Origin of the sequence: Streptococcus iniae (genome assembly GCF_030732225.1) — a bacterium.
GTDB classification, from domain to species: domain Bacteria; phylum Bacillota; class Bacilli; order Lactobacillales; family Streptococcaceae; genus Streptococcus; species Streptococcus iniae.
Map to the genome: position 1 here is coordinate 1,341,227 of NZ_CP132230.1, position 12,870 is coordinate 1,354,096.

Annotated in this window: 10 protein-coding genes; 4 read left to right on the plus strand and 6 right to left on the minus strand. The window is 36.8% G+C overall.

Going from position 1 to position 12,870, the window contains the following annotated elements:
* Nucleotides 1-528: 528 nt before the first annotated feature.
* Together Q9317_RS06620 and Q9317_RS06625 are read right to left on the minus strand one after the other, a co-directional pair.
* Nucleotides 529-3,213 carry a cation-translocating P-type ATPase gene (locus tag Q9317_RS06620; RefSeq protein ID WP_003101173.1) on the minus strand — a complete coding sequence of 895 codons (2,685 nt, stop codon included), beginning with the start codon at nt 3,211-3,213 and terminating at the stop codon, nt 529-531.
* Between the two features lie 406 nt (nt 3,214-3,619).
* A complete protein-coding gene (locus Q9317_RS06625) occupies nt 3,620-4,015 on the minus strand; it encodes a YwiB family protein (protein WP_003101175.1) in 396 nt (131 codons plus the stop codon).
* A gap of 88 nt (nt 4,016-4,103) precedes the next feature.
* Here Q9317_RS06625 and Q9317_RS06630 point away from each other — a divergent pair, with 88 nt between their 5' ends.
* The 4 genes from Q9317_RS06630 (at nt 4,104) to Q9317_RS06645 (ending at nt 8,845) form a co-directional block, all read left to right on the plus strand.
* On the plus strand, nt 4,104-5,405 hold the full coding sequence (locus Q9317_RS06630) for an HD domain-containing protein (RefSeq protein WP_003101177.1): 1,302 nt from the start codon (nt 4,104-4,106) through the stop codon (nt 5,403-5,405).
* A 167-nt stretch (nt 5,406-5,572) separates the two neighbouring features.
* The gene (gene yidA / locus Q9317_RS06635) at nt 5,573-6,379 is read left to right on the plus strand and encodes a sugar-phosphatase (RefSeq protein ID WP_305981534.1); all 807 of its coding nucleotides are present in this window, start codon (nt 5,573-5,575) and stop codon (nt 6,377-6,379) included.
* A gap of 4 nt (nt 6,380-6,383) precedes the next feature.
* A complete protein-coding gene (locus Q9317_RS06640; protein WP_003101182.1) occupies nt 6,384-7,607 on the plus strand; it encodes an aminoacyltransferase in 1,224 nt (407 codons plus the stop codon).
* A gap of 5 nt (nt 7,608-7,612) precedes the next feature.
* Nucleotides 7,613-8,845: an aminoacyltransferase gene (locus Q9317_RS06645; RefSeq protein WP_003101185.1), complete on the plus strand. Its 1,233-nt coding sequence runs from the start codon at nt 7,613-7,615 to the stop codon at nt 8,843-8,845.
* Between the two features lie 150 nt (nt 8,846-8,995).
* Here Q9317_RS06645 and tpiA read toward each other — a convergent pair whose 3' ends face one another.
* The 4 genes from tpiA to Q9317_RS06665 all read right to left on the minus strand — a co-directional run bounded on the left by tpiA (nt 8,996) and on the right by Q9317_RS06665 (nt 12,868).
* Nucleotides 8,996-9,754 (minus strand): triose-phosphate isomerase, encoded by a 759-nt coding sequence (gene tpiA, locus Q9317_RS06650; RefSeq protein ID WP_003101187.1) that lies wholly within the window; start codon nt 9,752-9,754, stop codon nt 8,996-8,998.
* Nucleotides 9,755-9,961: 207 nt separating this feature from the next.
* Nucleotides 9,962-11,158 (minus strand): elongation factor Tu, encoded by a 1,197-nt coding sequence (gene tuf / locus Q9317_RS06655; RefSeq protein WP_003101188.1) that lies wholly within the window; start codon nt 11,156-11,158, stop codon nt 9,962-9,964.
* Between the two features lie 125 nt (nt 11,159-11,283).
* Entirely contained in the window at nt 11,284-12,384 is a 1,101-nt protein-coding gene (locus Q9317_RS06660; protein ID WP_003101189.1) for an anti sigma factor C-terminal domain-containing protein, read from the minus strand.
* Entirely contained in the window at nt 12,356-12,868 is a 513-nt protein-coding gene (locus Q9317_RS06665) for an RNA polymerase sigma factor (RefSeq protein WP_003101190.1), read from the minus strand. The genes Q9317_RS06660 and Q9317_RS06665 overlap by 29 nt, the downstream gene beginning before the upstream one ends.
* Nucleotides 12,869-12,870 lie beyond the last annotated feature (2 nt).

The window sequence follows — 12,870 nt, forward strand, 5'->3', positions numbered from 1 at the left end:
TAATCTTTCTCCAACTTGTTTTCTTATATTTTATCACACTTGTTCATCAGCTAAAGACAATTAAACTACAAAATGGTATGATAGCAGTAATAGAAATCAAGGAGGCTTACTATGCTTGTTTCCATTGAAAATCGGATTAAACCTAGCCGATTCTTTCATTATACCTTTCCAATTGCCATTCGCATTAACAAAAAATATATTCAGGAAATTGTAAATCTTGAGACAGTAACTATTGATATCCCTGAAAACAATGCCTTATTGAGCTATAATTTTTTTGATTATCCTAGAATACGGGTTTCAGACGGAGATACTGTTACTATAGAGCATCATCAAGTCTCACGACTACTTCGATTCCTAGTCACTACCACATATTTTCTTTTTTATTTCTTAGCCCCTTCATCATTTACTAGTAGTCCATATTTTAGAACTTATGTATTTTTCATTGTCATGTTCACAATAGTTCTATTACCTAGCTATCGATTCCAGAAACGATAAAAACAGACTCCATTTTGGAATCTGTTTTTTGCTTTAAATAGCTTTTTCATCTTTGCCCATAGCACGTTGAACAGCCTTAACTGCTTCAACAAGAACAACCATGAGTAAACTACCAATAATAGTAACCAACCACTGTGTCATGCTAAGGTGTGCGACATGGAAGAATTGATTAAATCCTGGAACAACAACCGTTACCATCAAAGCGACAAAGGCTACTGGAATTGAGTAGTTAAAGAGTTTGTTACGGAATAGACCTACAGTAAAGATTGACTGGTAAACAGACTTAACATTATAAGCATGCACCAACTGAATCAAACCAAGCGTTACATAAGCCATTGTAAGAGCATCCGCATGAACTTCTTCATAAGTTGAGTGCTCTGGGAACATCAAGGCAAAACCGTAAACTCCTAAAACAAGCATTGTTTGGAAAGCTCCTTGGTAAAGGATAGCTTCTTTAACACCACCATCGAAGAAACTTGATTTACGACCACGAGGTTTATGACTCATCACACCTGGCTCAGCCGGCTCAACACCCAAAGCAATCGCTGGAAGGGTATCCGTTACTAAGTTAATCCAAAGCAGATGAACAGGTTGAAGAACATCCCAACCAAATAAGGTTGCAAGGAAAATTGTGAACACTTCTGCCATATTTGCTGACAATAAGTATTGAATGGTTTTTTGAATATTTGAGAAGACTTTTCGTCCTTCTTCAACCGCAACAATAATGGTCGCAAAGTTATCATCAGCAAGAACCATATCAGAAGCCCCTTTAGAAACCTCTGTACCAGTAATCCCCATCCCGATACCAATATCTGCCGTTTTAAGTGATGGCGCATCGTTAACACCGTCACCTGTCATAGCAACAACCTTGCCTTCATTTTGCCAAGCTTTAACGATACGAACTTTATGCTCAGGAGACACACGGGCATAAACAGAATATTGTTTGAAAACCTTTTGGAATTCTTCATCAGAAAGTTCATTTAATTCAGCACCAGTAAAGACATGATCTTCAGTATCTGTTTCATCAATAATGCCAAGACGTTTAGCAATAGCTTCCGCAGTATCCTGATGGTCACCAGTAATCATGATCGGACGAATACCAGCTTCTTTAGCCACTTTAACGGCTTGCGCTGCTTCAGGACGTTCTGGGTCAATCATACCAACCAGTCCAGAGAATACAAGATCTGACTCAACCACATCTGTTTCAAGTGTTGGAAGGGTATCAGAATATTTATAGGCCATCATCAAAACACGTAGAGCTTGTTTGGCAAGGCTCTTATTAGTGTCAAGGATTGTTTGCTTATCTTCTTCTGTAATTGGACGGAGTTGGCCATTATCTTCAATTTGTGTAACACGTTTAAGCAATTGGTCTGGTGCCCCTTTAACTGCAATAAAGTATTTGCCTTCGGCTTCTTTATGAATTGTAGACATCAACTTACGATCAGAATCAAATGGCAATTCAGCCACACGAGGTTCTGTTTTCATTGAGTCACGAACATCAAAACTATGGTCTAGCCCAAATTGTACCAATGCTGTTTCAGTTGGATCACCAATCAGCTTCCCATGTTCATCAATTTTTGTATCATTAGCAAAAGTCATGATACGAAGTGTTGAATTGTCAGCAGTAATGGCTGCTGAAGCATTTTGCAATGCCCCATTAGTATAAACTTTTTCAACCGTCATTTGGTTCATTGTTAAGGTACCAGTTTTATCTGATGCAATAATTTCTGTTGAACCAAGGGTTTCTACTGCAGGTAATTTACGAATAATGGCGTTACGTTTTGCTAATACTTGTGTACCAAGTGAAAGAACAACCGTCACAATAGCTGGTAGTCCTTCTGGGATTGCTGCAACAGCAAGAGCAACGGAAGTCATTAACCCTTCAAGAGGAGCTTGTCCACGAAGAAAGACACCTACAGCAAAAGTAATGGCTGCAATAACCAAGATGGCATAGGTCAAAATTTTAGAAAGATTATCTAAGTTTTGTTTTAATGGTGTGTCTGTTTCATCTGCATTAGCAAGCATTCCTGCAATGTGACCAACCTCAGTATACATACCAGTGTTGGTAATCACCCCTAAACCACGGCCATAAGTAACATTTGAGTTTTGGTACCCCATATTAACACGGTCACCAATACCAGCATCTTCTGTGAGTTCAACAGACAAGTCTTTTTGAACAGGAACAGATTCACCTGTTAAGGCTGCTTCTTCAATTTGTAGAGAATTAGCTTCAATCAGGCGCATGTCAGCAGGAACAACATCTCCTGCTTCAAGCAATACAACATCTCCTGGAACTAATTCTTTTGAATCCATTTCAATAACATGACCATTGCGACGAACACGCGCTAATGGACTTGACATTGATTTTAGAGCTTCAATAGCTGCTTCTGCTTGCCCTTCTTGGTAAACACCAAAGGCTGCATTAAGAATAACCACAGCTAAGATGATAATAGCATCTGTTAAACCATGCATTCCTTCTGTCGCCACTGAAAGTAAGGCTGCAACAATCAAAATAATGATCATCAAATCCTTAAATTGATCAAGGAATTTCATGAAAAGAGATTTTTTTTCCCCTTCGTCAAGCTCGTTACGACCATATTGCTCAAGTCTACTTTGAGCTTCTTGAGTCGTAAGCCCCTCTAAACTCGTTTCCAATTGGGAAAGTACGGCTTCCTCGCTTTGCGTATAATACGCTTGTTTGTTTTGTTCTTTCGACAAAATGTGTTACCTCCTTGGTCTCTTTATACCGCTGACGATATAAAAAACCTGTTTATTTGATTAAACAAGTCTCGCTGTTTCAGATTGCACCGGAAATCGAAATTCCGTAATGACGATACAACCACGGTAAACCGTCTGCTACTCCCTTGATATACTCTTAATTATAGTAGAATTATTGTTAAAAAACAAGTCATAACGATTTTAAATGAGAAAAAACGCCCAAAATCATCAGATGATTCAATGGACGTTTGATAGTCAAGTATTAAAATGATAATTTTAACTCCTTCAAATAAAGCTTATTTTTGTCTAAAATAATGCCACACCATTTAAAATAAATATACTTTCATCTGAAGACTTTTTAAAGCTAAACAAAGCTAGCAAGTCTTCAATGACAGCAAACAAATACTTAACGTGACTTATACCAGGTGATGGTCAAATGATAAGAGGCAAAGATCGCTTGGCCGTCTGCTTGCTTCAAATCATAGCTAATAGTCAGAGTCTCAGCCAATCTATCAAAGTCATAATGATGTGTTTTTAAAATAAACTGTTGAATACCAATTGGAGTTGGCACCGCAATTAGACTTTCTTTAGCTTGGTAAAATTTCATAATGGATTGGGGCTTTGAAAAGCGACTCATGGTCATGTTTGTGTCATTTACTTTGATCACTACTTTTTCATTTTCTGCATTATGGTATATCAGATAGAGGTACTGCCCTTTTTCGGTTAAATCACAGTCATACACCTCATGGATTTCTTCTGTATCCTTATCAAGAGTGATTTTATTCTTTATTTCTATTTTCATGGTTTAACTTTCTACAATTCTTTCTAAAATAACCTTGTCTATTGTACCAATTTATACGATATTTGACAATTTCTGCTATAATATAGCTATGAACGAAAAAGTATTCCGTGACCCAGTTCACAACTACATCCATATTAATCACCAAATCATTTACGATTTGGTTAATACAAAAGAATTTCAACGACTACGACGCATTAAGCAAGTGCCTACAACTGCATTTACCTTCCATGGTGCTGAACATAGTCGTTTTTCACACTGCCTTGGTGTCTACGAAATTGCTAGACGTGTTACGGAAATCTTTGACGAAAAATACCCTCATATCTGGAATAAAGAAGAGAGCCTTCTAACCATGACAGCTGCTCTACTTCACGATATTGGGCATGGAGCCTATTCGCATACTTTTGAAAAATTATTCGACACAGACCATGAGGCTGTTACACAAGACATCATCTGCAACCCTAACACCGAAATTAATGCTATTTTAAAACGTCTATCACCCGATTTCCCAGATAAGGTTGCTAGCGTTATTAACCATACCTATCCCAATAAACAAGTTGTCCAACTGATTTCTAGTCAAATTGATTGCGATCGTATGGACTACCTTTTGAGAGATTCTTATTTTTCAGCAGCGCAATATGGACAATTTGATTTAATGAGAATTTTGCGGGTCATTCAACCGGTTGAAGATGGCATTGTTTTTGATCAAAATGGTATGCACGCTGTTGAAGACTATATTGTCAGTCGTTTCCAGATGTACATGCAAGTCTATTTCCATCCTGCTAGCCGAGCCGTTGAGTTGATTTTACAAAACTTACTAAAACGTGCCAAACAGATCTATGCTGATCATAAGGACTATTTCAAAAAACACTCTCCAGCCCTAATTCCCTTCTTTCAAAACAAGTTCACTCTTGAAGATTACCTTCGTTTAGATGATGGTGTTTTAAACACCTATTTCCAATCTTGGATTGAAGGCCCCGACAATATCTTATCTGATTTAGCAAGTCGCTTTATCAATCGCAAAATCTTAAAATCAGTGACTTTTGATAAGGAGTCTTTTGCTGATTTAGATAAGCTAAGACACTTGGTTGAAGCTGTTGGCTTCGACCCAGACTACTATACGGGTATTCACGTTAATTTTGATTTACCTTATGACATTTATCGTCCAGAACTGAAAAATTCAAGAACACAAATTGAAATGATTCAAAAAGATGGAAGTCGCTCTGAACTCTCTCAATTATCACCAATTGTCAAAACCTTAACTGGAACGACCTATGGGGATCGTCGCTTTTATTTCCCTAAAGAAATGTATGATGTCGATGATTTATTTGCCGTTCACAAACAAGAATTTATTTCTTATATCTCTAACGAACATTTTCAATTTCCAAACTAAAGGATCCTTGTGATCCTTTTTGAAATGTTAAAAACATTCTAATAAAACGTTTTCAATGGCATTTATCAGCTATTTAGCTCTGCTTTCCATGACAAAATCTGGCTTTTTTAGTAAGATAGTAGGTAGATATTTTAAAGATTACTAAGTAAGCATTAAAGGAGAATTCCATGTCAATCAAACTTGTTGCCGTAGATATTGATGGCACACTGATTACAGATGACCGCCAAATTACAGACCAGGTTTTTCAAGCCATCCAGGAAGCTAAAGCTACAGGGGTTCATGTTGTTATTGCAACTGGACGACCAATTGCTGGCGTTACAAGCTTATTAAAAGAATTAAACCTTAATCAAGAAGGAGACTTCGTCATTACTTTCAATGGTGGATTGGTTCAAGATGCAGCAACTGGAGCTGAAGTCATTAAAGAAAACATGTCTTATGAAGATTACATGGATATTGAATTCTTAAGCCGTCAGCTAGGTGTTCACATGCATGCTATTACAAAAGAAGGGATTTATACAGCAAATCGTAACATCGGTAAATATACCGTTCACGAAGCAAACCTTGTTAACATGCCTATTTTTTACCGGACACCAGAAGAAATGGCTGATAAAGAAATTGTTAAAATGATGATGATTGATGAGCCTGCTGTCTTGGATCAAGCAATCGCGAAAATTCCACAAGCTTTTTATGACAAGTATAACATTGTCAAATCAACACCATTTTATCTAGAATTCATGCTCAAAACAGTTAGCAAAGGCCATGCTATTGTGCACCTTGCAGATAAATTAGGGCTTGATATGTCTGAAACAATGGCTATAGGTGATGCTGAAAATGACCGTGCCATGCTTGAAGTTGTGGGAAATCCAGTTGTTATGGAAAATGGCGATCCAGAACTTAAACAAATCGCCAAATATATCACAAAGACAAACAATGAAAGTGGCGTAGCACACGCTATTTGGGAATGGGTATTATAAGGTCATGTATACATATAAAGTGGGCATAAAAGCCCAAGAGCACGATGCATTTGTCATCGCTAATCCAGCATGTAATCTGCTTCAAAGCTCAAATTGGGGTAAGATTAAAGATAACTGGGAACAAGAACTTATTGGTTTTTACCAAGGGGAAACATTAGTCGCTTCTGCTTCTATACTCATCAAAAAATTACCTCTTAAAAGAAGCATGCTCTATATTCCTCGTGGACCAATCATGGATTACACCAATTACGAATTGGTTGATTTTGTTGTGTCTTCCCTTAAAAAATATGGGCAAAGCCAAAAAGCAATCGTTATTAAATGCGATCCTACTCTCTTTATCAAGCAATTTCTGGCTGACGCTGATCCAGAAACAATTGAAGAAAATGACATAACCCCTACAATCATAAACTTCCTAGCGAAAAGAGGCCTTGAATGGTCAGGGCCAACAAAAGATATTGCTCAAACCATTCAACCACGTTTTCAAGCAAATCTTTATAAACAAGACTTTTCACTTGAAAACCTTCCCAAAAAAACAAAACAAGCTATCCGAACAGCTCAAAATAAAGGCATTGAGATTACCATTGGTGGTATGGAATTACTGGAAGATTTTTCTCAGTTGATGAAAAAAACTGAAGAACGAAAAGGAATTAACTTGCGAGGCATTCATTATTACCGTAAGCTAATGACGACATACTCTGATAAGAATTCTTACATTACTATGGCACGTTTAAATCTTATTGAACGTCATCAACTCTTAAACCAACAGCTTGAAAAAGCTCATCAAGAACAGGCAAAATTTACTGAAAAAACCAAAGAAGGCAAGAAAAAAGAAACAGCAAATGCCATTTCTCGTATTCAACAAGAACTTGATTTCTTAGATGAAAAAATCGCTGCCGGTCAAACCCTTGTGCCTCTGGCCGCTACACTCAGTCTTATCTTTGGTAAAACTTCAGAAAATCTCTATGCGGGTATGGATGAAGAATACCGTCACTATCAAGCTGCTCTTCTTACATGGTTTGAAACAGCTAAGCAGGCATTTGATAAGGGCTGTGACTGGCAAAATATGGGAGGAATTGAAAATCAACTTGACGGCGGATTGTACAGTTTCAAATCTAAATTAAACCCAACTATCGAAGAGTTTGCAGGTGAATTTAACATTCCAGTAAGCCTATTACACAAGCCAGTCATGTTAGCTTATAACGTGCGCAAAAAACTAAGGAGTAAATAATTACAATGGCATTCATCACCTTGAGCAACGAACGATTTGAACAGTTTGCAAATACAGTTGAACATCGTTATTTTGAACAATCCGTTAATATGAAAGAACTATTAAGTAAACGCGGTTACCAAACTGAACTAGTCGGATACGAAGACGATAATCAAACCCTTCAAGTTGCTGCCCTTCTTTATAGCACTCCAATGACTGGAGGAGTTCATATAGAAATTCACTATGGTCCCCTCTATAAAAATACTACTTACTTAAAAGCATTTCTCATTGACTTAAAAAAATATGCCAAAGCGAAAAAAGCTATTGAACTTCTAGTAAAACCATACGACATTTATCAATTCTATAATGACCATGGCCAGCCCATCAGTCCTGAAAACAATGAATTACTTGCGCTATTTGAAAGTTGTGGTTACACTTATACTGGTCTAACACAAGGATTTACCGATAATGACTGGCATTATGTCAAAAATTTAGAAAATCTTACTCAAGAAAAGCTTATTAATTCTTTTAGTAAAAAAGGTAAACCACTAGTGAAAAAAGCTAAAACATTTGGCATTAAAGTTAGACCTTTAGCCCGTCATGAATTACACCTTTTCAAAGATATCACCTCATCAACATCAGATCGTAGAGATTATAACGACAAACCACTTGAGTATTATGAATATCTCTTCGATAGTTTTGCTGATAAAGCAGAATTTCTTGTTGCTACCCTAAACTTCAATGATTATTATAAAAACCTAGAGAAAGACCAAGCAAAACTTGCAACTAGGCTAGAAAAATTAGAAGCTGATTTAGAAACACATCCACATTCTGAAAAGAAAAGAAATCAACATAGGGAGTTTTCGAGCCAGTATCAAACCTTTGAAGTCCGTAAAAATGAAGCAAAAACATTTATTGAAAAATACGGTGATAAAGATGTTATCTTATCTGGAGCAGTGTTCATTTTCACTAAACAAGAAGCTGTTTATTTCTTCAGTGGTTCTTATACTGAATTTAATAAATTCTATGCCCCAGCCATTCTTCAAGAATATATTATGCTAAAAGCAATTAAAGCTAATATAAAACGTTATAACTTATTAGGTATCGAAGGAATTTTTGATGGTAGTGATGGTGTCCTAGGTTTTAAACAAAATTTCAATGGTCACATCGAGCGCAAAGCAGGGTCATTTTACTACTACCCTAATCCAAGTAAACACAAACTTATCAAATTAGTCAAAACACTATTAAGGAGAAACTAAAAAGGGGCTGGGCAAAAAGTCAAAATCTCATTGATTTTTTCAAATTTCCGAAATAAGAAACCGCATGAAATCAACGTTTGTAAACGAAAGATTTCATGCGGTTTTGTTTATATTAGGCTTTTTGCCCAACCTCTTTTTATCTAGGAAAGCTTATTTGACAAAGTCAAGCAAAGCTAAGAAGCTTTCAGCTTCTAATGATGCACCACCAACAAGAGCACCATCAACGTCTGGACAAGCCATATATTCAGCAACGTTTTCAGGTTTTACTGAACCACCGTATTGAACACGTACTTTATCAGCAACTGCTTGACCGAAGTCTGCAGCTACAACATCACGAACGGCTTTACACATGTTTTGTGCATCGTCTTGAGTAGCAGATTTACCAGTTCCGATTGCCCAAATTGGCTCATAGGCAATAACAAGTGATGCCACTTGCTCATCTGATAAGCCTTCTAAGGCTGCTGAAACTTGTGCGCCTACAAACTCAACTGCTTTACCAGCTTCGTAAGTTTCAAGAGATTCGCCACAACATACAATTGGAGTTAAACCATTAGCAAAAATAGCTTTAGCTTTTTTATTAATATCTTGGTCAGTTTCATGGAAGTATTCACGACGCTCTGAGTGACCAATAACAACGTAATGAGTACCCATTTCAGCTAATACTTTAGGGCTGTTCTCACCAGTGAATGCACCTGTTGCTTCAAAGTAAGCATTTTGTGCTGCTACTTTAAGGTCTGACCCTTTAGCAGCTTCAATAACAGTTGAAAGGTCAAGAGCCGGTGCTGCAATTCCCGCTTCAACAAGATCAGCTGAAGGTAATTGACTTGCTACAGCTTCAATAAAAGCTTTAGCTTCTTCAGGGTTTTTGTTCATTTTCCAGTTACCAGCAATAAATGGTTTACGTGACATTTCACATACCTCTTCTTCTTTAAATTTACTTCTCTATTTTATCATAATTTTAGCCTTAATAAAAGGAATTGTCTATCATTTAGGAATATTTTCACAAATGTAAGATGGTTTTCTGAAAAATTTTTCAAAACCAAAAAGGAGCCTCAATGAGGCTCCCTACAATTATGTTGTCTGACTCTAATTGTTAATTTGGGAACTTAATTAAAATTAAGCTTCGATTTCTGAAACGATACCTGAACCAACAGTACGTCCACCTTCACGGATTGAGAAAGTAGTACCTTGTTCTACGGCGATTGGGTGGATCAACTCAACGTTGATTGTCACGTTATCACCAGGCATAACCATTTCTGTACCTGCTGGAAGTTCGATTGAACCTGTTACGTCAGTTGTACGGAAGTAGAATTGTGGGCGGTAGTTGTTGAAGAATGGAGTATGACGTCCACCTTCTTCTTTAGAAAGGATGTATACTTCACCTTTAAATTTAGTATGTGGGTTGATTGAACCTGGTTTAGCAATAACTTGTCCACGTTCGATTTCGTCACGTTGAACACCACGAAGAAGGATACCTACGTTGTCTCCTGCAAGACCTTCGTCAAGTTGTTTACGGAACATTTCAACACCAGTAACGATAGCTTTTTGAGTTTCTTCTTTAATACCAACGATTTCGATTTCGTCGTTGACACGAACAGTACCACGGTCGATACGTCCTGAAGCAACAGTACCACGTCCAGTGATTGAGAATACATCCTCAACTGGAAGAAGCAATGGTTTGTCAGTATCACGTTCTGGTTCTGGAATGTATGAATCAACAGTAGCCATCAATTCCATAACGATGTCTTCGTATTTTTCATCGCCTTCAAGAGCTTTAAGAGCTGAACCTTGGATAACTGGAAGGTCATCACCTGGGAAATCGTATTCTGAAAGAAGATCACGGATTTCCATTTCAACTAATTCAAGCAATTCTTCATCATCAACAAGGTCAATTTTGTTCATGAAAACGATAAGGTGTTTAACACCAACTTGACGTGAAAGAAGGATGTGCTCACGAGTTTGTGGCATTGGTCCATCAGTTGATGCAACAACAAGGATAGCTCCGTCCATTTGGGCAGCACCAGTGATCATGTTTTTAACATAGTCCGCGTGTCCTGGGGCATCGATGTGGGCATAGTGACGAGTTTCAGTTTCGTACTCAACGTGTGCAGTGTTGATTGTGATTCCGCGTTCGCGCTCTTCTGGAGCAGCATCGATAGAAGCATAATCTTTAGGTTGGTTAACTGAAGTAGGTAAACGACGTGCAAGAACAGTTGTAATTGCAGCTGTTAAAGTTGTTTTACCATGGTCAACGTGTCCGATTGTACCAATGTTAACGTGGGGTTTACTACGATCGTATTTTTCTTTTGCCATTTTGGGAAAAGCCTCCAATAAAATATATTTTATAGATAGACGGTAGGCAATACAGTCTAACTTTACCTTACTATTGTAGCAAATTATTAAGAAAATGCAAGTGTTTTATATTCAAGTGTTCTTCTTTATTTTGTCAACTGATGATATGGCTTAATTTCCACTGATTCTCCTATATTTGAGGCAAAAATCCAGTCTTTATTTTCCAATTCTTTAAAATGCTCAGAACGCCCTGTCACAATTAGTCCAGCAAATCTTGCTGTATGAGGATCTGAGTTGTGTTTCAGGTATTCTTTTAGTTGCTTTTGAGTACTATAGACTTTGCCATTATTTGCTGACGTTGTCGAAAAATCATGGTCCAAGGCTAAATATTTCTGTGCATTTTCTTTAAATACGCTGTAACTGTTTTCCATTCCTATAAGAGGTGATATTTTTTGTTTTTTTTCATATTTTTGATAGATGGCTTTTATGTCTGCATCTTTATTTTTAGCTAAAGCTTGTTCAACTTCTTTGTTTAATGCATTTTGTTGCTGAGCCGATAAGCCTAAATCAAAATTTGCGTGGAAACCAAATTGATTAGCAAGACTATTTTCAATAAGTAAATCACTATCACTACCTATCCAAATCCAATTGATTTTAAGGTTTTCAGGGATAACTTTTTGTATTTCTTTTAATGTATAGGGCTTATTAAAGGTAATGGCCACTTCTACAGCCTGATTCGGTAGTTGTTTTAATAGTGGAATATCTTGGGTTGGTTTCATTGAATAGTCTTTTCCAATAGGATCTTTAACAAAGAAAAGGGGGACCTTGTTGTGATTTCTATGGGTATATAACGACTGCCCCTGGTCACCTGATTTCAGTCCTGAATCACTTCCCCCAAATCTAGCTGACCATAATGAGTAGTTCACTTCAAAACTTTCAAACGGCACTTCAATTCCATCAATATCTTTAAAGCGAGTTGATCTAAAAACTCCTGTAAATTGTGAACTTGGGTAATAGCCCCAGCTACTATATGAAACATTGGGATAAGCAATTTCAGAAATAATAGAAAAATAGTCCTGTATCTTTTTTCCTTGCTGACTGCTTAACCTATTGAGTCCAACATATGATACGGATAAGACTAAAATACTAATGATTAAGCTAATAATACTATTTCTTACAAGACTTCTATTTTTTCTTCGCTTAGCTATTTTTTCAAAATCATTTGATAGGATCATGTTTAATTCCATCTCTTTCTAAAAGTTCCTTCATTTTTTTACGGCCACGCCATAAATCAATTTTGACTTTACTTTGGCTAACCTCTAAAATGCTAGCAATTTCCTTAACTGAAAAATCATTAAAATAATATAAATCAATAACTAACCTATAGTTTTGTGGTAATTCTTCTAATGCCTGATAGAGGTTGTCATAATCACAGGTCTGATCATACTGTATTTGATTGCTTAAAAACTCAGTTGCTACAATATCCTGATATCTTTTTTTGCGCCTGTAATAATCAATATACTTTCTGAGTGCAACACGGTACATCCATGACCGCATTTTTTCTTGAGGTAGAAGAAAATCACTCTCAAGCATTTTTAAAAGCACATCTTGCGCAATATCTTTGGCTTCTTGTTGATTTGCTCCAGATTTTTGTAAATAATGAGAAATTTCTTTCGCATAAGCTACTAGCTCTTCTTCATAGGCATCAAGTTTGATTTCTTCCACCTCCATTC